Source organism: Paraburkholderia steynii (assembly GCF_900100565.1).
GTDB classification, from domain to species: domain Bacteria; phylum Pseudomonadota; class Gammaproteobacteria; order Burkholderiales; family Burkholderiaceae; genus Paraburkholderia; species Paraburkholderia terrae.
Window position 1 is genome coordinate 14,943 of the sequence record NZ_FNDI01000043.1, and the last position, 23,277, is coordinate 38,219.

Annotated in this window: 22 protein-coding genes and 1 tRNA gene; 22 read left to right on the forward strand and 1 reads right to left on the reverse strand. The window is 61.3% G+C overall.

Annotated features, from left to right (window positions below):
- Positions 1-97 precede the first annotated feature (97 nt).
- Positions 98-622: a hypothetical protein gene (locus BLT65_RS41905; RefSeq protein ID WP_091789902.1), complete on the reverse strand. Its 525-nt coding sequence runs from the start codon at positions 620-622 to the stop codon at positions 98-100.
- A 177-nt stretch (positions 623-799) separates the two neighbouring features.
- Here BLT65_RS41905 and BLT65_RS41910 point away from each other — a divergent pair, with 177 nt between their 5' ends.
- The 22 genes from BLT65_RS41910 (at position 800) to BLT65_RS42015 (ending at position 23,236) form a co-directional block, all read left to right on the forward strand.
- Positions 800-2,083 carry a branched-chain amino acid ABC transporter substrate-binding protein gene (locus BLT65_RS41910; RefSeq protein ID WP_091789905.1) on the forward strand — a complete coding sequence of 428 codons (1,284 nt, stop codon included), beginning with the start codon at positions 800-802 and terminating at the stop codon, positions 2,081-2,083.
- 170 nt (positions 2,084-2,253) lie between these two features.
- The gene (rpsO, locus tag BLT65_RS41915; RefSeq protein WP_007588169.1) at positions 2,254-2,526 is read left to right on the forward strand and encodes a 30S ribosomal protein S15; all 273 of its coding nucleotides are present in this window, start codon (positions 2,254-2,256) and stop codon (positions 2,524-2,526) included.
- Between the two features lie 316 nt (positions 2,527-2,842).
- The gene (gene pnp / locus BLT65_RS41920) at positions 2,843-4,981 is read left to right on the forward strand and encodes a polyribonucleotide nucleotidyltransferase (RefSeq protein WP_091789908.1); all 2,139 of its coding nucleotides are present in this window, start codon (positions 2,843-2,845) and stop codon (positions 4,979-4,981) included.
- 127 nt (positions 4,982-5,108) lie between these two features.
- On the forward strand, positions 5,109-6,125 hold the full coding sequence (locus BLT65_RS41925) for an NAD(P)H-quinone oxidoreductase (RefSeq protein WP_042314722.1): 1,017 nt from the start codon (positions 5,109-5,111) through the stop codon (positions 6,123-6,125).
- A 155-nt stretch (positions 6,126-6,280) separates the two neighbouring features.
- Positions 6,281-7,060 (forward strand): triose-phosphate isomerase, encoded by a 780-nt coding sequence (gene tpiA / locus BLT65_RS41930; RefSeq protein ID WP_091789910.1) that lies wholly within the window; start codon positions 6,281-6,283, stop codon positions 7,058-7,060.
- Positions 7,061-7,147: 87 nt separating this feature from the next.
- Positions 7,148-7,537 carry a preprotein translocase subunit SecG gene (gene secG / locus BLT65_RS41935; RefSeq protein WP_091789912.1) on the forward strand — a complete coding sequence of 130 codons (390 nt, stop codon included), beginning with the start codon at positions 7,148-7,150 and terminating at the stop codon, positions 7,535-7,537.
- Between the two features lie 112 nt (positions 7,538-7,649).
- A tRNA-Leu gene (locus tag BLT65_RS41940) sits at positions 7,650-7,734 on the forward strand.
- 171 nt (positions 7,735-7,905) lie between these two features.
- Entirely contained in the window at positions 7,906-8,265 is a 360-nt protein-coding gene (locus BLT65_RS41945; RefSeq protein WP_007588164.1) for an NADH-quinone oxidoreductase subunit A, read from the forward strand.
- 62 nt (positions 8,266-8,327) lie between these two features.
- Entirely contained in the window at positions 8,328-8,807 is a 480-nt protein-coding gene (locus tag BLT65_RS41950; RefSeq protein ID WP_006052903.1) for a NuoB/complex I 20 kDa subunit family protein, read from the forward strand.
- A gap of 21 nt (positions 8,808-8,828) precedes the next feature.
- Positions 8,829-9,431 (forward strand): NADH-quinone oxidoreductase subunit C, encoded by a 603-nt coding sequence (locus BLT65_RS41955; RefSeq protein WP_091789915.1) that lies wholly within the window; start codon positions 8,829-8,831, stop codon positions 9,429-9,431.
- Positions 9,432-9,440: 9 nt separating this feature from the next.
- Positions 9,441-10,694 carry an NADH-quinone oxidoreductase subunit D gene (locus BLT65_RS41960; protein WP_042314718.1) on the forward strand — a complete coding sequence of 418 codons (1,254 nt, stop codon included), beginning with the start codon at positions 9,441-9,443 and terminating at the stop codon, positions 10,692-10,694.
- A gap of 160 nt (positions 10,695-10,854) precedes the next feature.
- Complete coding sequence (gene nuoE, locus BLT65_RS41965; protein ID WP_091789918.1) at positions 10,855-11,340, forward strand: NADH-quinone oxidoreductase subunit NuoE; 486 nt, start codon at positions 10,855-10,857, stop codon at positions 11,338-11,340.
- Positions 11,337-12,665: an NADH-quinone oxidoreductase subunit NuoF gene (gene nuoF, locus BLT65_RS41970; RefSeq protein WP_042314717.1), complete on the forward strand. Its 1,329-nt coding sequence runs from the start codon at positions 11,337-11,339 to the stop codon at positions 12,663-12,665. Before nuoE ends, nuoF begins: the two co-directional genes overlap by 4 nt.
- A gap of 121 nt (positions 12,666-12,786) precedes the next feature.
- The gene (gene nuoG / locus BLT65_RS41975; RefSeq protein ID WP_091789920.1) at positions 12,787-15,120 is read left to right on the forward strand and encodes an NADH-quinone oxidoreductase subunit NuoG; all 2,334 of its coding nucleotides are present in this window, start codon (positions 12,787-12,789) and stop codon (positions 15,118-15,120) included.
- Positions 15,121-16,185: an NADH-quinone oxidoreductase subunit NuoH gene (nuoH, locus tag BLT65_RS41980; RefSeq protein ID WP_042314715.1), complete on the forward strand. Its 1,065-nt coding sequence runs from the start codon at positions 15,121-15,123 to the stop codon at positions 16,183-16,185.
- 14 nt (positions 16,186-16,199) lie between these two features.
- Positions 16,200-16,688: an NADH-quinone oxidoreductase subunit NuoI gene (gene nuoI / locus BLT65_RS41985; RefSeq protein WP_007588142.1), complete on the forward strand. Its 489-nt coding sequence runs from the start codon at positions 16,200-16,202 to the stop codon at positions 16,686-16,688.
- A gap of 156 nt (positions 16,689-16,844) precedes the next feature.
- Complete coding sequence (locus tag BLT65_RS41990) at positions 16,845-17,513, forward strand: NADH-quinone oxidoreductase subunit J (protein ID WP_091789923.1); 669 nt, start codon at positions 16,845-16,847, stop codon at positions 17,511-17,513.
- A gap of 18 nt (positions 17,514-17,531) precedes the next feature.
- Positions 17,532-17,837: an NADH-quinone oxidoreductase subunit NuoK gene (gene nuoK / locus BLT65_RS41995; protein WP_007588140.1), complete on the forward strand. Its 306-nt coding sequence runs from the start codon at positions 17,532-17,534 to the stop codon at positions 17,835-17,837.
- 18 nt (positions 17,838-17,855) lie between these two features.
- Positions 17,856-19,922 carry an NADH-quinone oxidoreductase subunit L gene (nuoL, locus tag BLT65_RS42000; RefSeq protein ID WP_091789925.1) on the forward strand — a complete coding sequence of 689 codons (2,067 nt, stop codon included), beginning with the start codon at positions 17,856-17,858 and terminating at the stop codon, positions 19,920-19,922.
- Between the two features lie 23 nt (positions 19,923-19,945).
- Positions 19,946-21,439, forward strand: a complete 1,494-nt coding sequence (locus tag BLT65_RS42005) for an NADH-quinone oxidoreductase subunit M (RefSeq protein WP_091789927.1) — start codon at positions 19,946-19,948, stop codon at positions 21,437-21,439.
- A 25-nt stretch (positions 21,440-21,464) separates the two neighbouring features.
- Positions 21,465-22,940 (forward strand): NADH-quinone oxidoreductase subunit NuoN, encoded by a 1,476-nt coding sequence (nuoN, locus tag BLT65_RS42010; RefSeq protein WP_091789929.1) that lies wholly within the window; start codon positions 21,465-21,467, stop codon positions 22,938-22,940.
- Positions 22,940-23,236 (forward strand): DUF2818 family protein, encoded by a 297-nt coding sequence (locus tag BLT65_RS42015; protein WP_091789931.1) that lies wholly within the window; start codon positions 22,940-22,942, stop codon positions 23,234-23,236. The genes nuoN and BLT65_RS42015 overlap by 1 nt, the downstream gene beginning before the upstream one ends.
- Positions 23,237-23,277 lie beyond the last annotated feature (41 nt).

Genomic DNA, 23,277 nt, shown 5'->3' on the forward strand with positions numbered 1-23,277 from the left:
ACCCCGCCGCGGCGGGGTTTTTCTTTTCGGCCGCGTGAGGAAGAATCATGAAAAAACCGCCTCGCGAGGCGGCTTTTCCGTTTGGCGCCGAAGCAACTCAGAACAGGCTGCGGCGATCCGGATCGTGCAGCGGATCGGGCGTCTTTTGCGTCAGACGCAGGATGCCCTGATCGTCGAAATAAAAGCTGTACATCATGTACCAGACGTTGTCTTCCAGATAGCGATACGTCCACACTTCGCGCTTCATCAGCGGGAAATAGTTCGTTTCGACCGGGCGTCCGAAGTTGACGAGCACGTCGTCCCGCGTCCATTTGCCGATTTCCGCGCGATAGAACTCGTTCGGCTGCAGCACCTGGCGCACGTTCACGATCTTGCCCGACGCGTCGACGTCGGCGGCCGTGGTGGTTTCGCCCATCGGCTGCGTCGGCCACATCAGGCGCTTGCCGCCGTTGGGCAGGTCGTACACTTCGCGCGGCGGACCGAGGCGGGCGACGATCGTCGACTGATCCGCGCCCGCCTGATAGTTCTGCCAGGGCTGCGCGCAGCCGGCGAGCGTCACGGCGCACGCGAGAGCCGCTAGCGCGCCGCGCGCCGGGCGCACGAATGAAAGGCGGTTGAACATGACACCTCCGGTGGTGTTCGATGAGTGGTTGTTCTTCTAGGCTGATATTTTGACACGCGCCGCGTCAAAAGATTTTCGGGCATTCGCCCGCCGGGACGGGCCTTCGCGCGCGATTCGCTTGCTTGCGGCCCGCACGCCGTCCTATGATCCGCGCTTCGATCGACAGATGAGACGCTGATGAAAGCAAAGTGGGCAAAAGCGATAGTGACGGCGATGACGCTGGCCGCGACGACGATTCCTGCAGCCAATGTGCATGCTCAGGGTGCGCAGGCAGGCGCGCCGATCCGTATCGCGATGATCGAAGGCATGTCCGGCCCGTTCGCGAACGCCGGCGCGGCTGTCGAGCGGAACCTGCGGTTCGGCGTTGAAACGGTCAACGCGCGCGGCGGCGTGAAACTGGCGGACGGCGTGCATCCGCTGGAGCTCGTCGTGCTGGACAGCAAGGGCAGCGCGGAAGAGGCGCTCGTGCAACTGCGCGCAGCCGCCGACAAACACATCGGTTTCATCGCGCAAGGCAACAGTTCGGCCGTGGCTGCCGCCTTGCTCACGGCGATCGACAAGCAGAACACGCGCGAGCCGGACAACCGCGAGCTATTCCTCAACTATTCCGCCGACGACCCGGCGCTCACCAACGCGAACTGCAGCTTCTGGCATTTCCGCTTCGACGCGCACGCGGGCATGCGGATGGACGCGCTCGCCGATGTCATCCAGAGCGACAAGTCGGTGAAGAAAGTCTATCTGCTGAATCAGGACTACAGCTTTGGGCATGACGTGAGCACGCTGGCGCGCGCCGCGCTCGCGTCGAAGCGGCCGGATGTCGCGGTGGTCGGCGACGAGTTTCATCCGATCGGACGCGTGAAGGATTTCGCGCCCTACATCGCGAAGATTCGCGCGAGCGGCGCGGACGCGGTGATCACGGGCAACTGGGGCAACGATCTGACGCTGCTCGTCAAGGCTGCTCGCGAGCAGGGCCTCGACACGAAGTTCTACACGTTCTACGGCAACAGTCTGGGCGCGCCCGCCGCGCTTGGCGACGCGGGCGTGAAGCGCGTGATCGCCGTGGCCGACTGGCATCCGAACGCGGGCGGCGCGGCGTCGGACGCGTGGTACGCGTCGTTCCGCCAGCGTTTCCCGGCTGCGCAGGACGATTATCCCGTGCTGCGCATGCCGCTGATGATTGAGATGCTGGCGGCGGCGATGACCCGTGCGGGCAGCGCGCAGCCGGAGAAGGTCGCGAAGGCGCTGGAAGGGATGAAGTACGACAACGGTTTTCATGCGTCGTGGATGCGTGCCGACGACCACCAGTTGATCCAGCCCCTTTACGTGATGGAAATGGACAAGGCAGGCACGCCGGGCGTCCATTTCGACAACGAAGGCTCGGGTTACGGCTTCAGAACGGTGCTGGCGCTGCCGCCCGAGCGCACGGTGCCGCCCACGACATGCCGGATGAAGCGGCCCTGAGCGGCCCGTGAACGTCCAGCCGCGGCCGGATTCAGGCCTGGGCAGAAGCACGGCCCGAAACCGTGGGGTTCGCCGGATGAATGGGCTGTGCTACAATACGCGACTCGTTTTGTTGTAACCACGGCACGGCCTTTCTTCCGTGACCGCCTGTCGATTCAAAGGAAATCAACATGTCCGTAGCTGAAATCACCAAGAAATCCGACGTCGTCGCGCAATTCGCACGCGCTGCTAACGACACCGGATCGCCCGAAGTTCAGGTCGCTCTGCTGACCACGCGTATCAACGAACTGACGGTTCACTTCAAGGCCCACACGAAGGACCACCACAGCCGCCGCGGTCTGCTGCGCATGGTGAGCCGTCGTCGCAAGCTGCTCGACTACCTGAAGGGCAAGGACGCTGACCGTTACCGCGCTCTGATCGAGAAGCTGGGTCTGCGTAAGTAATCCGGCGCATCGGACTTTCTGTCAGCAAGATGCCTGTGTCAGTTCCGCTGATACAGGCATTTTGTTTTTCAACGGTGCGCTTCGTGTGAGGTTTGCCGTTGATACCACCCGTCAGGCGTGCCGGTTGCGCCGCGGGTAAAGCGAAATAAAGCCGGGCTTCAGGGTAGGGCGCTGTGTCATTCCAGCGGTTCGCGTGCAAATGGTTGCATCCACGTGATTCTCTGGAATGGCATAACACTCCTCTACCCGAAAGGTCCGGTCCTGACGGTGCCGCGCGCGGTTTTGCGCGGCATGACCAAAAGATCAAGGAGGACAAATGTCTCTGTTTAACAAGGTCGTCAAAGAGTTCAAGTGGGGCCAGCATACGGTCCGCATGGAAACGGGTGAAATCGCCCGCCAGGCGAGCGGTGCCGTGCTGGTCGACGTCGAAGACACCGTCGTGCTGGCGACTGTCGTCGGCGCCAAGACGGCAAAGCCGGGCCAGGACTTCTTCCCGCTGACCGTCGATTACATCGAAAAGACCTACTCGGCAGGCAAGATCCCCGGCGGCTTCTTCCGCCGCGAAGGCCGTCCGTCGGAAGGCGAAACGCTGATTTCGCGTCTGATCGACCGTCCGCTGCGTCCGCTCTTCCCGGAAGGCTTCTACAACGAAGTGCAGGTCGTCATCCACGTGATGTCGATCAACCCGGAAGTCCCCGCTGACATCCCCGCGTTGATCGGCGCATCGGCTGCACTCGCCGTGTCGGGCCTGCCGTTCAACGGTCCCGTCGGTGCTGCGCGCGTCGCGTACATCAACAACGAGTACGTGCTGAACCCGACCCGTTCGCAAGTCAAGGAATCGAGTCTGGACCTCGTCGTGGCCGGTACGGAGCGCGCGGTGCTGATGGTCGAATCCGAAGCGGATCAACTGCCGGAAGACGTGATGCTGGGCGCTGTCGTGTTTGGTCACGAGCAGATGCAAACGGCTATCGACGCGATCCATGAACTGGTCCGTGAAGGCGGCAAGCCCGAGTGGGACTGGCAAGCGGCGCCGAAGAACGAAGCACTGATCTCGCGCGTCAACGAAATCGCGGGCAACGAACTGCTGTCGGCGTATCAGACGCGCGACAAGCAGGCTCGCTCGACGAAGCTGAAGGCCGTCTACGCAGCCACGCAAGCCAAGCTCGAAGAAGAAGCAGCGGCAGCGGGCACGGTGGCAGCGGACAAAGCATCCGTCGGCAACGTGCTGTTCGACATCGAAGCGAAGATCGTCCGTTCGCAGATCCTGAACGGCGAGCCGCGTATCGATGGCCGCGACACGCGCACGGTTCGTCCGATCGAAATCCGCACGGGCGTCCTGCCGCGTACGCACGGCTCGGCGCTGTTCACGCGTGGCGAAACGCAGGCGCTGGTCGTTGCGACGCTCGGCACGAAGGGCGACGAACAGATCATCGACGCGCTCGAAGGCGAATACCGCGAGCGCTTCATGCTCCACTACAACATGCCGCCGTTCGCGACGGGCGAAACGGGCCGCGTCGGCTCGCCGAAGCGCCGTGAAATCGGCCACGGCCGTCTGGCGAAGCGCGCGCTGGTTGCGTGCCTGCCGAGCGCCGAAGAGTTCGGCTACTCGATCCGTGTCGTGTCGGAAATCACGGAATCGAACGGTTCGTCGTCGATGGCTTCGGTGTGCGGCGGCTGCCTCGCGCTGATGGACGCCGGCGTGCCGATGAAGGCGCACGTCGCCGGCATCGCGATGGGCCTGATCCTCGAAGGCAACAAGTTCGCCGTGCTGACCGACATCCTCGGCGACGAAGATCACCTCGGCGACATGGACTTCAAGGTGGCGGGCACGGAAGCTGGCGTGACGGCACTGCAGATGGACATCAAGATCCAGGGCATCACGAAGGAAATCATGCAGGTCGCGCTCGCGCAAGCGAAGGAAGGCCGCATGCATATCCTCAGCAAGATGACCTCGGCTGTCTCGGGTGCGAACACGGAACTGTCCGACTACGCGCCGCGCATGATCACCATCAAGATCAATCCGGAAAAGATCCGCGACGTGATCGGCAAGGGCGGTTCGGTGATTCGCGCGCTGACGGAAGAAACGGGCACGACGATCGACATTTCGGATGACGGCGTCGTCACGATCGCGAGCACGAGCAGCGAAGGCATGGCTGAAGCGAAGAAGCGCATCGAGAACATCACGGCGGAAGTCGAAGTTGGCCAGGTCTACGAAGGCACGATTCTCAAGCTGCTGGACTTCGGCGCGATCGTCAACCTGCTGCCGGGCAAGGATGGTCTGCTGCACATCTCCGAAATCGCCAACGAGCGTATCAAGGACATCAACGACTACCTGAAGGAAGGCCAGCAAGTGAAGGTCAAGGTCATCCAGACGGACGAGAAGGGTCGTGTGCGTCTGTCGGCGAAGGCGCTCCTGAACGAAGCAGCACAAACGGAGCCGACGCCGCAGCAGTAACGCGGTGAAAGCAGGAACGGCCGGTAGTGCAACTGCGCTCCGGCCGTTTTTCATGTAGGGTGGATTGCAGTGCGAACGGGTTTGCACGGCCGGTTTGCAGCGCAATCCAGACCTGGGAGAGACGACGATGAACGCAATCGAAATCACCGAATTCGGTGCGCCGGAAGTCTTGAAGCTCGCCGAGCGGCCGATGCCCGAACCGAAAGCGGGTGAAGTCCTGATCAAGGTGTCCGCGTCGGGCGTGAACCGCCCGGACGTGTTCCAGCGTAAAGGCGGCTATGCACCGCCGCCGGGCGCATCGGACCTGCCGGGGCTGGAAGTGGCGGGCGAAATCGTCGGCGGAAACATCGACGAGAAGCGCAATCCGTTCGGTCTGAAGATCGGCGATCGCGTGTGCGCGCTGATGGCGGGCGGCGGGTATGCGGAATATGCCACCGTGCCGCTGCTGCAATGCCTGCCCGTCCCGAAGGGTTTCTCCGATATCGAAGCAGCTGCGTTGCCCGAGACATTTTTCACGGTCTGGAGCAATGTTTTTGACCGTGCGATGCTCGGCAGAGGCGAGGGCGGCGAGAACGAAACGTTTCTCGTGCAGGGCGGCTCGAGTGGCATTGGCGTGACGGCAATCCAGATTGCGCATGCGCTCGGCTTTCGCGTGTTCGCGACGGCTGGCACCGACGAGAAGTGCCGCGCATGCGAGGAAATCGGCGCCGAGCGGGCGATCAACTACAAGACGGAAGATTTCGTCGAGGTGATCAAGTCGCTCACGAACGACCGTGGCGTCGACGTCATCCTCGACATGGTGGCGGGCAGCTACGTGCCGCGTGAACTGAAGGCGCTCGCCGACGGCGGTCGTCTCTGCATCATCGCGCTGCTGGGCGGGGCGAAGGCGGAAGTGAATCTGAACGACATTCTGCGTCGCCGGCTCACGGTTACTGGGTCGACGCTGCGTCCGCGGCCTATCGAGTTCAAGGCGAAGATTGCGGCGCAACTGAAAGAGCGCGTCTGGCCGCATCTCGAAGACGGCACGATCAAGCCGGTGATCTTCAAGGTGTTCCCCGCTGCCGAGGCTGCGCAGGCGCACGAGCTGATGGAGAGCAGCACGCACGTCGGCAAGATCGTGTTGAATTGGGGCGCGGGTGCTTGACAGCGGTCGTTTAATTGAGTTTGACCCAGTCTGTCAGCACACAGTAAAATCGCGTGTTTTGCGCGTTCTGCATGGTTTTTGCATGCGGAGCGGGTACCGAGCGCCGACGAAGCGGACGCGTTCTTCACCCGTACCACGATAAAACGAGCGAGACGATGGCGAATCAACGAGCAAAACTGGTAGTCGGTAACTGGAAGATGCACGGCCGGCTGGCTGATAACCGCGTGCTGCTGCAGGCGGTATCGCGCGGCGCCGAAGATCTTCCGGACGATGTGCGAGTCGGCGTGTGCGTGCCGTGCCCGTATCTGGCGCAGGCGCAAACGCTGCTCGAAAGCGGCCGCGTTGCGTGGGGTGTGCAGGATATCTCCGCGCATACGCAAGGCGCGTTTACCGGCGAGGTCGCGGCTGAAATGGCTGCCGAGTTTGGCGCGTCGTACGCGATCGTCGGGCATTCGGAGCGTCGTGCGTATCATCGCGAAAGCCCCGAGATCGTCGCTGTGAAGACGCAGCGTGCGCTCGAAGCAGGTTTGACGCCGATCGTCTGTGTCGGCGAAACGCTTGAAGAGCGCGAGGGTGGCAAGACCGAGCAGATCGTTGGTGAGCAACTGGATGCAGTGCTCGTGAAGCTGTCGGTGGAAGAGGCGGCTCGCCTCGTGGTCGCGTATGAGCCTGTGTGGGCAATTGGCACTGGCAAGAGCGCGACGGCGCAGCAGGCACAGGACGTTCACGCGTTCCTGCGCGCGCGTCTCGTCGCAAAGGGCGGCGATGCCGCCGACGTGCCGTTGCTGTATGGCGGCAGCGTGAAGCCGGAGAACGCGGAAGACCTGTTCAGCCAGCCGGATATCGATGGTGGCCTGATTGGTGGCGCGTCGCTGAAGGACAAGGATTTCCTGGCAATCTGCACGGCAGCTGTCGCGGCAACGGCCGCGCGCTGAGCATCAAGGCAGAGTGCCCGGGCGAGGATGACCCATTGCGTGCAGCATGTCGTGCTGTGCGGTTAAATAAAGACTCAGGTGAGTGTGATGCTGTATTTGAAAACGTTGATCATTGTCGTGCAGTTGCTGTCGGCGCTTGGCGTCATCGGCCTCGTGCTTCTGCAGCACGGCAAAGGTGCCGATATGGGCGCCGCTTTTGGTAGCGGTGCATCGGGCAGTCTCTTCGGCGCGACAGGCTCTGCTAATTTTCTGTCACGTACCACTGCGATACTGGCAGCTGTGTTCTTCGTCACCACGTTGACACTGACGTACCTCGGCGCTTATCACTCGAAGCTTTCGGCGGGCGTCCTGGGTAGCATGCCGGCAACGGCACCTGTTGCTGCATCGGTTGCTCCTGGCGCTTCGGCACCGGCTAATGCATCGGCTTCAATTGCTGCGTCTGCAGCTTCTGCGCCAGGCCAAGACGTGCCGAAATAAATTTTCGGGAAAAACACGTTTGTGCGTTGAACAAACTGTTTGGCCGGGTTACAATTCAAGTCTTAAAGCGATTCGCGGGTTTTACAAGTTGTTTTCCCGGATTGCAGACAGTGCCGACGTGGTGAAATTGGTAGACACGCTATCTTGAGGGGGTAGTGGCGAAAGCTGTGCGAGTTCGAGTCTCGCCGTCGGCACCAATGTTATCTAATGCCAGCCGCTTGCTTCAGCTTCGGCTGGCATTTTCACTTCTGAGGTGGTGTTTGCTGTGGGCTTTCAACATCAAGCATCCCGAAGTGTTTCGCGTCAGGGGTTGTTCAGCGTAGTCAACGTCTCCTGACGTCACTCAGAACCAACCGATTGAGGATACTTTGAACCTCGCAGCCTATTTCCCCGTCTTGTTGTTTCTCCTCGTGGGCACCGGTTTAGGCGTAGCACTGGTCAGTATTGGCAAGATCCTCGGTCCGAATCGACCGGACACCGAAAAGAACGCGCCGTACGAGTGCGGCTTCGAGGCATTCGAAGATGCGCGCATGAAGTTCGATGTGCGCTACTACCTGGTCGCCATTCTCTTCATCATTTTCGACCTTGAAACGGCATTCCTGTTCCCGTGGGGCGTGGCCCTGCGCGATATCGGCTGGCCCGGCTTCATCTCGATGATGATTTTTCTGCTCGAATTCCTGTTGGGCTTCGCCTATATCTGGAAGAAAGGTGGTCTCGACTGGGAATGACGGGTTAATCGCCGGTATGTGTAGGTGGCGATGGCTCGCCGCCTGTCTGGAGTGGAAAACAAATGAGTATCGAAGGGGTCTTGAAGGAAGGGTTTGTCACCACCACGGCTGACAAGCTGATCAACTGGACGCGTACCGGTTCGCTGTGGCCGATGACGTTCGGTCTCGCGTGTTGCGCGGTCGAGATGATGCATGCGGGCGCTGCCCGTTATGACCTTGACCGTTTCGGCGTGGTGTTTCGTCCGAGTCCGCGTCAGTCGGACGTGATGATCGTCGCCGGCACGCTGTGCAACAAGATGGCACCTGCGCTGCGCAAGGTGTACGACCAGATGGCCGAGCCGCGTTGGGTGATCTCGATGGGTTCGTGCGCGAACGGCGGCGGCTACTATCACTATTCGTACTCGGTGGTGCGTGGCTGTGACCGTATCGTGCCTGTCGATGTGTACGTGCCGGGCTGTCCGCCCACAGCTGAAGCGCTGGTGTACGGCGTGATCCAGTTGCAGGCGAAGATCCGCCGGACCAACACCATCGCCCGTCAATAAAAGCCCAAGCCTCCCCACAATATGGCAAGCAAACTCGAGACTCTCAAAGCGAACCTCGAGGCGGCCTTTGGCGGCCGCCTGACGAGCATCACCGAATCGATCGGTGAGCTGACCATCGTCGTGAAGGCAGGCGATTACCTCGAAGTGGTGAAGCGTCTGCGCGACGACGCGACGCTGCGTTTCGAGCAGTTGATCGACCTCTGCGGTATCGACTATCAAACCTACGGTGAAGGCGCTTACGAAGGTCCGCGTTTTGCCGCCGTCCTGCATCTGCTGTCCGTGTCGAACAACTGGCGCCTGCGCGTGCGTGTGTTCGCGCCGGACGACGAAGTGCCGCTCGTCGCGTCGGTCGTCGACATCTGGAGTTCGGCCAACTGGTACGAGCGCGAAGCGTTCGACCTGTACGGCATCGTCTTCGAAGGCCACCCGGACCTGCGCCGCATCCTGACCGATTACGGTTTCATCGGTCACCCGTTCCGCAAGGATTTCCCTGTCTCCGGTTACGTCGAAATGCGTTACGACCCGGAAGAGAAGCGCGTCGTCTATCAGCCGGTGACGATCGAGCCTCGGGAAATCACGCCGCGCGTGATCCGCGAGGATCGCTATGGCGGCCTGAAACACTAAGAGAACGCCATGGCAGAGATCAAGAACTACACGCTCAACTTCGGCCCGCAGCACCCGGCAGCGCACGGCGTGCTGCGCCTCGTGCTCGAACTCGACGGCGAAGTGATCCAGCGCGCCGATCCGCACATCGGCCTGCTGCATCGCGCGACTGAAAAGCTCGCGGAAACCAAGACTTTCATTCAGTCCGTGCCGTACATGGACCGCCTCGACTATGTGTCGATGATGGTCAACGAGCACGGCTACGTGTTGGCCATCGAAAAGCTGCTCGGCATCGATGTGCCCATCCGTGCGAAATACATCCGCGTGCTGTTCGACGAAGTCACGCGCGTGCTGAACCACCTGATGTGGATCGGTGCGCACGCGCTCGACGTCGGCGCGATGGCCGTGTTCCTCTACGCCTTCCGCGAGCGCGAAGACCTGATGGACGTGTATGAAGCGGTGTCCGGCGCACGGATGCACGCGGCGTACTATCGTCCGGGTGGTGTGTATCGCGATCTGCCGGACGCGATGCCGCAGTACAAGGCATCGAAGATCCGCAATGCGAAGGCCTTGTCGAAGATGAACGAGACCCGTCAGGGCTCGCTGCTCGACTTCATCGAAGACTTCTTCAATCGCTTCCCGAAGTGCGTCGACGAGTACGAAACGCTGCTCACCGACAACCGCATCTGGAAGCAGCGTCTGGTTGGCATCGGCGTCGTGAGTCCGGAGCGCGCGCTGCAACTGGGCATGACGGGCGCGATGCTGCGCGGTTCGGGCATCGAGTGGGATTTGCGCAAGAAGCAGCCGTACGAAGTGTACGACCAGATGGATTTCGACATTCCCGTCGGCGTGAATGGCGACTGCTACGACCGCTATCTGGTGCGCGTCGAAGAAATGCGTCAATCCACGCGGATCGCGAAACAGTGCATTGAATGGCTGCGTAAGAATCCTGGTCCTGTGATGACCGACAATCACAAGATCGCGCCGCCGTCGCGTGTGGGCATGAAGTCGAACATGGAAGAGCTGATTCACCACTTCAAGCTCTTCACGGAAGGCTTCCATGTGCCGGAAGGCGAAGCGTATGCCGCTGTCGAGCATCCGAAGGGCGAGTTCGGCATCTATCTGGTGTCGGATGGCGCGAACAAGCCGTACCGCCTCAAGATTCGCGCGCCGGGTTATGCCCATCTGTCCGCGCTCGACGAAATGGCGCGCGGCCACATGATCGCGGACGCCGTGACGATCATCGGGACACAGGACATCGTGTTCGGTGAAGTCGATCGCTAACGCGATCGTCGCAAGCGGTTTTCATCAAGGCACGCGCTCACGTAGCCGATAAAGCATGAGAAGCGGAGCGCGCGTCAAGCAAAGGAACGCCGGGTCTGTCGCAACACGCAGTGCGCGACAGGTTTTCGTTCGGTAGGAATTGAAAGAGTCGTGTCTGAAAATGATCTCAGCTGAAGGCCTGAAAGAAATCGATCGCGCGATCGCCAAGTATCCCGCCGATCAGAAACAGTCCGCCGTTATGTCGGCGTTGGCGGTCGGCCAGGAAGAGCTTGGCTGGCTGTCGCCCGAACTCATGCAGTTCGTCGCGGACTATCTCGGCATGCCGGCCGTCGCCGTGCAGGAGGTTGCGACCTTCTACACGATGTATGAGACATCGCCCGTCGGCAAATACAAGATCACGCTCTGCACGAACCTGCCGTGCCAGCTCGGTCCCGATGGCGGTTCGGACAGCGCCGCCGACTATCTGAAGCAGAAGCTCGGTATCGACTTCGGCGAAACCACCGCGGACGGCAAATTCACCCTCAAAGAGGGCGAATGCATGGGTTCGTGCGGTGATGCGCCCGTGTTGCTCGTGAACAACCATCGTATGTGCAGCTTCATGAGCCGCGAGAAGATCGACCAGCTCCTCGAGGAACTTTCGAAATGACGTCTTTACACGATCGTCACATCAAGCCGCTGATTCTCGCCGGTCTGAACGGCGATAACTGGCATCTTCAGGACTACGTCGAGCGCGGCGGCTACAAGCAGCTGCGCCGTATCCTTGAAGAAAAGATTCCGCCCGAGCAGGTGATCGCCGACGTCAAGGCTTCGGGTCTGCGTGGCCGTGGCGGTGCGGGCTTCCCGACCGGCCTGAAGTGGAGCTTCATGCCGCGCCAGTTCCCGGGGCAGAAGTACCTCGTCTGCAATTCGGACGAAGGCGAACCGGGCACGTTCAAAGACCGCGACATCCTGCGCTGGAATCCGCACTCGCTGATCGAAGGCATGATCATCGGCGCGTACGCGATGAACATCTCGGTCGGCTACAACTACATTCACGGCGAAATCTTCGAAACCTATCGACGCTTCGAAGAAGCCCTCGAAGAAGCGCGCGCAGCGGGCTTCCTCGGCGACAACATCATGGGCTCGGGCTTCTCGTTCCAGCTGCACGCGCACCACGGTTATGGCGCGTACATCTGCGGCGAAGAAACCGCGCTGCTCGAATCGCTGGAAGGCAAGAAGGGCCAACCGCGCTTCAAGCCGCCTTTCCCGGCGAGCTTCGGCGTGTACGGCAAGCCGACCACGATCAACAACACGGAAACCTTCGCAGCCGTGCCGTTCCTGCTGGCTGTCGGCCCGCAGAACTACCTCGAGATGGGCAAGCCGAACAACGGCGGCACGAAGATTTTCTCGGTGTCGGGCGACGTCGAGCGTCCGGGCAACTACGAAGTCCCGCTCGGCACGCCGTTCGCGACGCTGCTGGACCTCGCGGGCGGCATGCGCGGTGGCAAGAAGATCAAGGCCGTGATTCCTGGCGGTTCGTCGGCACCCGTGATTCCGGGCGACCTGATGATGCAGACCGACATGGACTACGACTCGATCGCGAAGCAGGGTTCGATGCTGGGTTCGGGCGCCGTCATCGTGATGGACGAGACGCGCTGCATGGTGCGCTCGCTGCTGCGCCTGTCGTACTTCTATTACGAAGAGTCGTGCGGTCAGTGTACGCCGTGCCGTGAAGGCACGGGCTGGCTGTATCGCGTCGTGCATCGTATCGAGCACGGTCTGGGCCGCAAGGAAGATCTGGATCTGCTGAACTCGGTCGCCGAGAACATCATGGGCCGCACGATCTGCGCGCTCGGTGATGCGGCAGCGATGCCGGTGCGGGGCATGCTCAAGCACTACTGGGACGAATTCGAGTATCACGTCGCCAACAAGCGTTGCGTCGTCGGCGGTCATGCCGGCGCGGCGGCGGCCACGGAAACGGTCGCCGCTTAAGAGGTCAATGCGAGGCCGATACAAGGCCGACGTGAGCCAGAGTCAAACGCGGGTGCCGCCGCTGTGTAGCGGCGAGCGGGCGAACGATTGAGCGGTAACAGGTTAAGGAAGATTGACCATCATGGTTGAACTTGAAATAGACGGCAAGAAAGTAGAGGTGGCCGAAGGCAGCATGATTATTCAGGCTGCGCATAAGGTCGATACCTACATTCCTCACTTCTGCTATCACAAGAAACTGTCGATTGCGGCCAACTGCCGGATGTGTCTCGTCGATGTCGAGAAGATGCCGAAGGCCGTGCCTGCATGCGCAACGCCGGTGTCGGCGGGCATGATCGTGCGCACGAAGTCGGAAAAGGCGGTGAAGGGTCAGCAATCCGTGATGGAATTCCTGCTGATCAACCATCCGCTCGATTGCCCGATCTGCGACCAGGGCGGCGAATGTCAGCTGCAGGATCTGGCCGTCGGTTACGGCAAGTCGTCGTCGCGTTATAGCGAAGAGAAGCGCGTCGTGTTCCACAAGAACGTCGGCCCGCTGATCTCGATGGAAGAAATGTCGCGCTGCATTCACTGCACGCGTTGCGTCCGCTTCGGCGAAGAAGTCGCCGGCGTGATGGAACTCGGCATGCTGGGCCGCGGCGAGCATTCGGAAATCACGTCGTTCGTCGGCAAGACGGTCGACTCCGAACTGTCGGGCAACATGATCGACCTGTGCCCGGTCGGCGCGCTGACCAGCAAGCCGTTCCGCTACAGCGCCCGTACGTGGGAACTGTCGCGCCGCAAGTCGGTGAGCCCGCACGATTCCGTCGGCGCGAACCTCGTGGTGCAAGTGAAGAACAACCGCGTGATGCGCGTTCTGCCGTTCGAAAACGAAGCCATCAACGAATGCTGGATTTCGGACAAGGACCGTTTCTCGTACGAAGGCCTGAACAGCCCGGAACGTCTGACGCGTCCGATGCTCAAGCAAAACGGTCAGTGGATCGAGACGGACTGGCAGACGGCGCTCGAATACGTCGTCAAGGGTCTGAAGGGCATCTCGGCTGACCATGGCGCGAACGCGATTGCCGCACTCGGCAGCGCGCACAGCACAGTCGAAGAACTGTTCCTGCTCAAGCAGGTTGCGCAAGCCGTTGGTACGCCGAACGTCGATTTCCGTCTGCGTCAGACGGATTTCTCGGCCGCTGCAAACGGAACGCCGTGGCTCGGTACGTCGATCGCCAACCTGTCGATGCTCGACAGCGCGCTCGTGATCGGCTCGTCGCTGCGCCGCGACCATCCGCTGTTCGCAGCACGTCTGCGCCAGGCCGCGAAGGGCGGCGCAAAGATCACGCTGCTGCAGGCGACGCGCGACGACGCGCTGATCCCGCAAGCTGCACGCATCGCTGCTGCGCCGTCGGCGTGGTTGAACGAACTGGCGGGCATCGCTGCTGCCGTGTCGGAAGCGAAGGGCGTGGCGCTGCCGGAGGCCTTCGCAGGCGCGACGGCAACGGATGCCGCAAAGAAGACGGCCGCTGCACTTGGCGCCGGTGAAACGCGCGTCGTGCTGCTCGGTAACGGCGCGGTCCAGCATCCGGAGTTCGCGCGTATCCACGCAGCGGCTCAATGGATCGCCGAATCGACGGGCGCTACGCTCGGCTTCCTGACGGAAGCGGCGAACACGGTCGGTGCGCATCTCGTCGGCGCATTGCCGGGCGAGGGTGGCCTGAATGCTCGCGAAGTCTTCGAACAGCCGCGCAAGGGCTACGTGCTGCTGAACCTCGAACCGGAATTCGATACGGCCAACCCGGCGCAGGCGCTTGCCGCGCTGAACCAGGCGGAAATGGTCGTCGTGATGTCGCCGTTCCAGACGGGCGCCGAATACGCGGACGTCCTGCTGCCGATCGCGCCGTACACGGAAACGGCCGGCACCTTCGTCAACGCAGAAGGCACGGTGCAGATGTTCAACGGCGTCGTGCGTCCGCTCGGCGATGCGCGTCCCGCATGGAAGGTGCTGCGCGTGCTGGGCAACCTGCTCGGCGCGTCGGGCTTCGACTACGATACAGCGGAGCAGGTGCGCGCCGTGGCACTGGGCGATGGCGACCTCACGCCGCGCCTGTCGAACAAGACGTCGGCAAGCGTCGCGCGCAGCAACGGCGCGAAGGCCGCGGAAGGCACGTTCGAGCGCATCGCTGACGTGCCGATCTACCACGCCGATCAGCTCGTACGACGTGCGGAATCGCTGCATCTGACGGCAGCCGCGCGTGCCGCCAACTCGGTGGGGTTGCCTGCCGCGCTGTTCGACAAGCTGGGTTTGAAGGAAGGCGACGCCGTGCGCGTTCGTCAGGGCGATCGCTCGGTGCAGATACCCGCCGTGCGTGATGCGAATCTTGCGGAGACGGTCGTCCGCGTGTCGGCGGCTACGCCTGCCGGTGCAGCGCTGGGCAGCCTGTTCGGTGAACTGGTGGTGGAGAAGGCGTAAATGACCTTGTTCGAATCGATCAACGCGGGCGGCACCGAGATTCTCGGCGTGGCATGGCCCACGGTGTGGGCGCTGGTGCGCATCCTGGTGGTGGCCGTCGCGATCCTGCTGTGCGTGGCTTACCTGATCCTGTGGGAACGTAAGCTGATCGGCTGGATGCACGTGCGTCTCGGGCCGAACCGTGTCGGCCCCGCCGGTCTGCTGCAACCGATCGCCGACGTGCTGAAGCTGCTGCTGAAGGAAGTCATTCAGCCGACCCAGGCTAGCCGCTGGATCTACCTGATCGCCCCGGTGATGGTGGTGGTCCCTGCGTTCGCGGTGTGGGCGGTGATTCCGTTCCAGGCAGGCGCCGTGCTCGGCGACATCAACGCCGGTCTGCTGTACGCCATCGCGATTTCGTCGATCGGCGTGTACGGTGTGATTCTGGCCGGCTGGGCGTCGAACTCGAAGTACGCCTTCCTCGGCGCGATGCGCGCGGCGGCGCAGATGGTGTCGTATGAAATCTCGATGGGCTTCGCGCTCGTCGTCGTGCTGATGACGGCGGGCTCGCTGAACCTGTCGGACATCGTCGGCTCGCAGATGCGTGGCATCTTCGCCAGCCACGGCGTGACTTTCCTGTCGTGGAACTGGCTGCCGCTGCTGCCGGCCTTCGTCGTGTACTTCGTGTCGGGCATCGCCGAAACGAACCGCCACCCGTTCGACGTGGTGGAGGGCGAGTCGGAAATCGTTGCCGGCCACATGATCGATTACTCGGGCATGGCGTTCGCGCTGTTCTTCCTCGCCGAGTACATCAACATGATCGTGATCTCGGCGTTGGCCTCGGTCATGTTCCTGGGCGGCTGGAGCGCACCGTTCGAATTCCTGTCGTTCATCCCCGGCATTTTCTGGCTGGTCCTGAAAGTCTTCTTCCTGCTGTCGGTATTCATCTGGGTGCGCGCGACGTTCCCGCGTTACCGCTATGACCAGATCATGCGTCTGGGCTGGAAGGTGTTCCTGCCTGTCACCGTGATCTGGGTCGTGGTGGTCGGCTTCTGGATCATGTCGCCGTTGAATATCTGGAACTAAAGGGCGGACGAACCATGACCGCAATCCAAAACTTCTTCAAGACCTTCTTTCTGACCGAGCTGCTCAAGGGCCTCGCGCTGACGGGACGTTACACGTTCCAGCGCAAGATCACTGTGCAGTTCCCGGAAGAGAAGACCCCGATCTCGCCGCGTTTCCGTGGCCTGCACGCGCTGCGCCGCTACGAAAACGGCGAAGAGCGCTGCATCGCGTGCAAGCTGTGCGAAGCAGTGTGCCCGGCGCTCGCGATCACGATCGAATCGGAAACGCGCGCGGACAACACGCGCCGCACGACGCGCTACGACATCGACCTGACCAAGTGCATTTTCTGCGGCTTCTGCGAAGAAAGCTGCCCGGTCGATTCGATCGTCGAAACACACATCCTTGAGTATCACGGCGAAAAGCGCGGCGATCTGTACTTCACGAAGGACATGTTGCTGGCAGTCGGCGACCGTTACGAAACGGAAATCGCTGCAAACAAGGCAGCCGACGCACCCTATCGTTGATAGGTTGAAACAGCAGTTCGACGGCGCGCGGTCCGGCAGGCACAAGACCGCGCGACGCTGCCAGACCGCTCTGGCGCCGCGTCACGCAATACAGGCAGAAGACGACGCGCGCCAAAGCACCAAGCCTGACGATGGCCTAACGATGAATCGGTAATCATGGACTTCACGACCGTACTGTTCTACATCTTCGCGCTACTCCTGACGGTGTCAGGGCTGAAGGTGATCACTTCGCGCAACCCGGTGGCGTCCGCGTTGTTCCTCGTGCTCGCGTTCTTCAACGCGGCCGCGATCTGGATGCTGCTGCAGGCGGAATTCCTCGCGATCCTGCTGGTGCTGGTGTACGTCGGCGCGGTGATGGTGCTGTTCCTGTTCGTCGTGATGATGCTGGACATCAATCTCGACGTGCTGCGGCGTGACTTCAAACGCTTCGTACCGATGGCGACCGTGGTGGGCGCGATCATCGTGATCGAGACGGCGCTGATTCTCTGGCACGGCTACGGCGCGACGGTTCAACCCGTGCGCGACACGACGGCTGCTGTCGCAGGCGCTGCCGACTGGTCGAACACGCGCCTGATCGGCAAGGTCATTTACACCGACTACATCTTCGCGTTCGAAGTGGCCGGCCTCGTGCTGCTGGTCGCGATCATCGCGGCGATTGCGCTGACCACGCGTCACGGCAAGGACAGCAAGCGCCAGCGCGTGTCGGATCAGGTGAAGGTGCGCGCCCAGGACCGCGTGCGCGTGGTCAAGATGGCAGCGGAAAAGGAAAGTCCGGCTGAACCTGAAATTGTTGCTGGCGACGCTGGCGCCGGCAAGAACAGCTGAGCTCAGGAGGAGAAAAATATGTTGTCCCTTGCCCATTACCTCGTGCTCGGCGCGATCCTGTTCGCGATCAGCATCGTTGGCATTTTCCTGAACCGTCGCAACGTCATCATCATCCTGATGGCAATCGAACTGATGCTGCTGGCGGTCAACACGAACTTCGTCGCGTTCTCGCATTATCTCGGCGATGTGCATGGCCAGATCTTCGTTTTCTTCGTGCTGACGGTTGCGGCAGCGGAAGCGGCGATCGGTCTTGCAATTCTGGTGACCCTGTTCCGTAGCCTCGACACGATCAATGTCGAGGATCTCGATCAGCTCAAAGGTTAACTTCAGGCACAGGCTGTTATGTCAACGACACTCAATGAAAACCTGTTGCTGGCGGTAGCGCTTGCACCGCTGGCCGGCTCGCTGATTGCGGGGCTCTTCGGCAAGACGGTGGGACGTGCCGGTGCGCACTCGGTCACGATTCTCGGCGTCGCGATTTCGTTCGTGCTTTCGTGCATCGTGTTTCTCGATGTGCTCCACGGCGCGAGCTTCAACGCGACCGTGTACGAATGGATGACGGTCGGCAAGGTGAAGTTCGAAGTCGGCTTCCTCGTCGACACGCTTACGGCGATGATGATGTGCGTGGTGACCTTCGTGTCGCTGATGGTACACGTCTACACGATCGGCTACATGGCCGACGAGGAAACAGGCTACGAGCGCTTCTTCTCGTACATCTCGCTGTTCACGTTCTCGATGCTGATGCTCGTGATGAGCAACAACTTCTTGCAGCTGTTCTTCGGCTGGGAAGCGGTGGGTCTCGTGTCGTACCTGCTGATCGGCTTCTACTTCAAGCGTGAAAGCGCGATCTACGCGAACATGAAGGCGTTCATCGTCAACCGCGTGGGCGACTTCGGCTTCATTCTCGGCATCGGTCTGATCCTCGCGTATGGCGGCTCGATGAACTACGGCGACGTGTTCGCGAAGAGCCATGAGCTGGCCTCGCTGAGCTTCCCGGGCACCGACTGGGGCCTGCTGACCGTCGCGTGTATTTGCCTCTTCATCGGCGCGATGGGTAAGTCCGCGCAGTTCCCGCTGCACGTGTGGCTGCCCGACTCGATGGAAGGCCCGACGCCGATCTCCGCACTGATTCACGCGGCAACCATGGTGACGGCCGGTATCTTCATGGTGACGCGTATGTCGCCGCTGTTCGAACTGTCGGACTCGGCACTGTCGTTCATCACGGTGATCGGCGCGATCACGGCGCTGTTCATGGGTTTCCTCGGCGTCGTGCAGAACGACATCAAGCGCGTCGTCGCTTACTCGACGCTGTCGCAGCTCGGCTACATGACGGTTGCGCTCGGCGTGTCGGCTTACCCCGTCGCCGTGTTCCACCTGATGACGCACGCGTTCTTCAAGGCGCTGCTGTTCCTCGGCGCGGGTTCCGTGATCATCGGCATGCACCATGATCAGGACATGCGCAACATGGGCGGTCTGCGCAAGTACATGCCCATCACATGGATCACGTCGCTGGTTGGTTCGCTCGCGCTGATCGGTACGCCTTTCTTCTCGGGCTTCTACTCGAAAGATTCGATCATCGACGCGGTGAAGCTTTCGCATCTGCCGGGTTCGGGCTTCGCGTACTTCGCGGTCGTCGCGAGCGTGTTCGTCACGGCGCTGTACTCGTTCCGTATGTACTTCATGGTGTTCCACGGAGAAGAGCGCTTCCGCGGTCCGAAGCATCCTGATTCGCCGCTGGGTGCGGAAGCAACGGCGCACGGCCACGGCCATCACGACGATCACGGCCACGGTCATGACGACCATCACGCTCACGAACCGCACGAAACGCCGTGGGTCGTCTGGCTGCCGCTGGTGCTGCTCGCCATTCCGTCTATCGTGATCGGCGCGATCGCAATCGGCCCGATGCTGTACGGCGATTTCTTCCAGCACGGCGTGGCGTTCGAGAAGGTGATCTTCATCGGCGAAAACCATCCGGCGCTGCACGAGATGGCGGAAGAATTCCAGGGCTGGGCCTCGATGGGTCTGCACGCCGCGTCGGGCTTGCCCGTGTGGCTGGCGCTGGCTGGGGTAGTGGTCTCGTGGTTCCTGTACCTGAAGCGTCCGGATCTCCCCGCCGTCATCAAGCGTGGTTTCGGTCCGATCTACACGCTGCTGGATAACAAGTACTACATGGACAAGATCAACGAAGTCGTGTTCGCACGCGGCGCAGTGGCCATCGGCCGTGGGCTGTGGAAGGAAGGCGACATCGTGGTCATCGACGGTATTGTCAACGGGAGCGCGCGCTTTATCGGCTGGTTTGCGAGCGTGATCCGTTTCCTGCAATCGGGTTACATCTACCACTACGCATTCGCCATGATCATCGGCATGCTGGGGCTCCTGACCCTGTTTGTAACGCTCGGCGGCAAATAAAAAACAGGCTGGAGACATTTCTCATGCACACGACGTTTCCGATTCTGAGTATCGCGATCTGGATGCCGATTATTTTCGGCCTGGTGGTTCTGGCCATCGGTTCAGATCGCAATCCCGGTCCGGCGCGATGGATTGCGCTGATCGGGTCGGTGTTGAGTTTCATCGTGACGATCCCGTTGATGACGGATTTCGACACGAGTACGGCAGCATTGCAGTTCGAAGAAAAGGCTAACTGGATCGAGCGCTTCAACATCACGTACCACCTCGGCATCGACGGTATTGCGATGTGGTTCGTCGTGTTGACGGCGCTGATCACGGTGATCGTCGTGATCGCAGCATGGGAAGTGATCACGAAGAACGTCGCGCAGTATCTGGCATCGTTCCTGATCCTGTCGGGCATCATGGTCGGCGTGTTCTCGTCGGCCGACGGCATGCTGTTCTACGTGTTCTTCGAAGCGACGCTGATCCCGATGTACATCATCATCGGCGTGTGGGGCGGGGCGAACCGCGTGTACGCGGCGTTCAAGTTCTTCCTGTACACGCTGATGGGCTCGCTGCTGATGCTGGTCGGCCTGTTGTATCTGTACACGCAGACGGGCACGTTCGATCTGGCAACGTGGCACGCCGCGAAGCTGTCGATGACGCCGCAGGTGCTGCTGTTCATCGCGTTCTTCCTCGCGTTCGCCGTCAAGGTGCCGATGTGGCCTGTCCACACGTGGTTGCCGGACGCGCACGTGGAAGCGCCGACGGGCGGCTCGGTCGTGCTGGCCGCGATCATGCTGAAGCTCGGCGCATACGGTTTCCTGCGCTTCTCGCTGCCTATCGCGCCGGATGCGAGCCACTTGCTCGCGCCCGTCGTCATCACGCTGTCGCTGATCGCCGTCGTCTATATCGGTCTCGTCGCGATGGTGCAGGCCGACATGAAGAAGCTGGTTGCGTACTCGTCGATCGCGCACATGGGCTTCGTCACGCTCGGCTTCTTCATCTTCAACCAACTCGGTACGGAAGGCGCGATCGTGCAGATGATCTCGCACGGCTTCGTGTCGGGCGCGATGTTCCTTTGCATCGGTGTGCTGTATGACCGCATGCACTCGCGTCAGATCGCCGACTACGGCGGCGTCGTCAACACGATGCCGAAGTTCGCGGCGCTCGTGATGCTGTTCTCGATGGCGAACTGCGGCCTGCCGGGCACCTCCGGCTTCGTCGGCGAGTTCATGGTGATTCTGGCCGCTGTCCAGTACAACTTCTGGATCGCGTTCGGTGCGGCCGTCACGCTGATTCTCGGCGCGGCCTATACGTTGTGGATGTACAAGCGCGTGTACTTCGGCGCGGTGGTGAACGATCACGTGAAGAACCTCGTCGACATCAATCGCCGCGAGTTCTTCATGTTGGGCGTGCTCGCCGCGTTGACGCTGTACATGGGCATCTACCCGAAGCCCTTTACCGAAGTAATGCACGTGTCGGTGGAGAACCTTCTGTCCCACGTTGCGCAGTCGAAGCTGCCGCTGTCGCAGTAATGCGAAGCGGAGGAATTTAAAGATCATGCAAAACGCACCTATGACCGCCCTGTTACCCGACGCGCTAGTGATGACCGCTATCGTCGTTGCGTGGCTTATCGACACGTTCGTTGGCCCGAACAGCCGCCGCACGACGTATTTCATCGCGCTGATTTCCACGGTCGTGGCAGGCATCTGGTTCGCCATCGATGCCTTCTCGGGCACCGGGCCGCAATACTACTTCTCGCGCATGTACGTGGTGGACCCGTTCGCCAACGTGATGAAGGCGGTGGTGTCGCTGGGCTACGCGGTGTCGATCGTCTACTCGCGCAAGTATCTGGAAGATCGCGGCCTGTATGAGGGCAACTTCTTCCTGCTCGGCATGTTCTCGCTGCTCGGCCAGCTGGTGATGATCTCCGGCAACAACTTCCTGACGCTGTACCTCGGTCTGGAACTGATGTCGCTGTCGCTGTACGCCGTGATCGCGCTGCGCCGCGAACACGCGCCGTCGAACGAAGCCGCGATGAAGTACTACGTGCTGGGCGCGCTGGCTTCGGGTTTCCTGCTGTACGGCATCTCGATGCTCTACGGCGCGACGGGTTCGCTCGAACTGAACGAAGTGCTGAAGGCCGTGGCTTCCGGTCACATCAATGATGTCGTGCTGCTGTTCGGCGTGATCTTCATCGTCGCGGGTATCGCGTTCAAGATGGGCGCCGTGCCGTTCCACATGTGGGTGCCGGACGTCTATCAAGGCGCGCCGACTGCGATGACGATGCTCGTCGGCGGCGGTCCGAAGGTTGCCGCATTTGCATGGGGCCTGCGCTTCCTGGTGATGGGTCTGCTGCCGCTCGCCGTCGACTGGCAGGAAATGCTCGTCATTCTGGCCGCGCTGTCGATGATCGTCGGCAACATCACGGGTATCGTCCAGCGCAACATCAAGCGGATGCTGGCGTACTCGGCGATCTCGAACATGGGCTTCGTGCTGCTCGGCCTGCTGGCGGGCGTCGTGGACGGCAAGACGGGCGCAGCAGCAAGCGCGTACGGCTCGGCGATGTTCTACAGCATCGTCTATCTGCTGACGACGCTCGGCTCGTTCGGTGTGGTCATGCTGCTTGCACGCCGCGACTTCGAAGCTGAAACGCTCGACGACTTCAAGGGTCTCAACCAGCGCAGCCCGGTGTTCGCATTCGTGATGATGGTGCTGATGTTCTCGCTCGCCGGCATTCCGCCGACGGTCGGCTTCTACGCGAAGCTAGCCGTGCTCGAAGCGACGATGAACGCAGGCCTCACGTGGCTCGCGGTGCTCGCGGTGATCACGTCGCTGTTCGGCGCGTTCTACTACCTGCGCATCGTCAAGCTGATGTACTTCGACGACGCTGTCGACACGACGCCGATCGCAGGCGATACCTGCAAGCGCGCGCTGCTCGCGCTCAACGGCGTGGCCGTGCTGGTGCTCGGCATCGTTCCGGGCCCGCTGATGTCGCTCTGCCTGAACGCGATTACGCATACTCTGCCGCTGTAATGTCGGCAGCGGGGTGGTTCATCGTGCTGTTGGCGCTCGTCGGCGCCAACCTGCCGTTCCTGAATCAGCGGCTGTTCGGTGTCATGCCGCTGAAGGCCACGAAGAAAAGCGCGTGGCTCAGGCTCGGCGAACTGATCGTGCTGTATTTCATCGTCGGCGCGCTCGGCTTCATGCTCGAAGCGCGCGCCGGCAACCGCTTCGATCAAGGCTGGCAGTTCTACGCGGTCACGTTCAGCCTGTTCGTCGTGCTCGCCTTCCCGGGCTTCACGTTTCAATATCTCGTCAAACGGCGCTGACGGTTCCGGCCGTCGCGCTTCTTGCCGCAAAGAGGTCGCAC

Bases quoted from the DNA above. Each gene is read 5' to 3' on its own strand.
- BLT65_RS41905 (WP_091789902.1), bottom strand. From the start codon at position 622: ATGTTCAACCGCCTTTCATTCGTGCGCCCGGCGCGCGGCGCGCTAGCG.
- BLT65_RS41910 (WP_091789905.1), top strand. From the start codon at position 800: ATGAAAGCAAAGTGGGCAAAAGCGATAGTGACGGCGATGACGCTGGCC.
- rpsO (WP_007588169.1), top strand. From the start codon at position 2,254: ATGTCCGTAGCTGAAATCACCAAGAAATCCGACGTCGTCGCGCAATTC.
- pnp (WP_091789908.1), top strand. From the start codon at position 2,843: ATGTCTCTGTTTAACAAGGTCGTCAAAGAGTTCAAGTGGGGCCAGCAT.
- BLT65_RS41925 (WP_042314722.1), top strand. From the start codon at position 5,109: ATGAACGCAATCGAAATCACCGAATTCGGTGCGCCGGAAGTCTTGAAG.
- tpiA (WP_091789910.1), top strand. From the start codon at position 6,281: ATGGCGAATCAACGAGCAAAACTGGTAGTCGGTAACTGGAAGATGCAC.
- secG (WP_091789912.1), top strand. From the start codon at position 7,148: ATGCTGTATTTGAAAACGTTGATCATTGTCGTGCAGTTGCTGTCGGCG.
- BLT65_RS41950 (WP_006052903.1), top strand. From the start codon at position 8,328: ATGAGTATCGAAGGGGTCTTGAAGGAAGGGTTTGTCACCACCACGGCT.
- BLT65_RS41955 (WP_091789915.1), top strand. From the start codon at position 8,829: ATGGCAAGCAAACTCGAGACTCTCAAAGCGAACCTCGAGGCGGCCTTT.
- BLT65_RS41960 (WP_042314718.1), top strand. From the start codon at position 9,441: ATGGCAGAGATCAAGAACTACACGCTCAACTTCGGCCCGCAGCACCCG.
- nuoE (WP_091789918.1), top strand. From the start codon at position 10,855: ATGATCTCAGCTGAAGGCCTGAAAGAAATCGATCGCGCGATCGCCAAG.
- nuoF (WP_042314717.1), top strand. From the start codon at position 11,337: ATGACGTCTTTACACGATCGTCACATCAAGCCGCTGATTCTCGCCGGT.
- nuoG (WP_091789920.1), top strand. From the start codon at position 12,787: ATGGTTGAACTTGAAATAGACGGCAAGAAAGTAGAGGTGGCCGAAGGC.
- nuoH (WP_042314715.1), top strand. From the start codon at position 15,121: ATGACCTTGTTCGAATCGATCAACGCGGGCGGCACCGAGATTCTCGGC.
- nuoI (WP_007588142.1), top strand. From the start codon at position 16,200: ATGACCGCAATCCAAAACTTCTTCAAGACCTTCTTTCTGACCGAGCTG.
- BLT65_RS41990 (WP_091789923.1), top strand. From the start codon at position 16,845: ATGGACTTCACGACCGTACTGTTCTACATCTTCGCGCTACTCCTGACG.
- nuoK (WP_007588140.1), top strand. From the start codon at position 17,532: ATGTTGTCCCTTGCCCATTACCTCGTGCTCGGCGCGATCCTGTTCGCG.
- nuoL (WP_091789925.1), top strand. From the start codon at position 17,856: ATGTCAACGACACTCAATGAAAACCTGTTGCTGGCGGTAGCGCTTGCA.
- BLT65_RS42005 (WP_091789927.1), top strand. From the start codon at position 19,946: ATGCACACGACGTTTCCGATTCTGAGTATCGCGATCTGGATGCCGATT.
- nuoN (WP_091789929.1), top strand. From the start codon at position 21,465: ATGCAAAACGCACCTATGACCGCCCTGTTACCCGACGCGCTAGTGATG.
- BLT65_RS42015 (WP_091789931.1), top strand. From the start codon at position 22,940: ATGTCGGCAGCGGGGTGGTTCATCGTGCTGTTGGCGCTCGTCGGCGCC.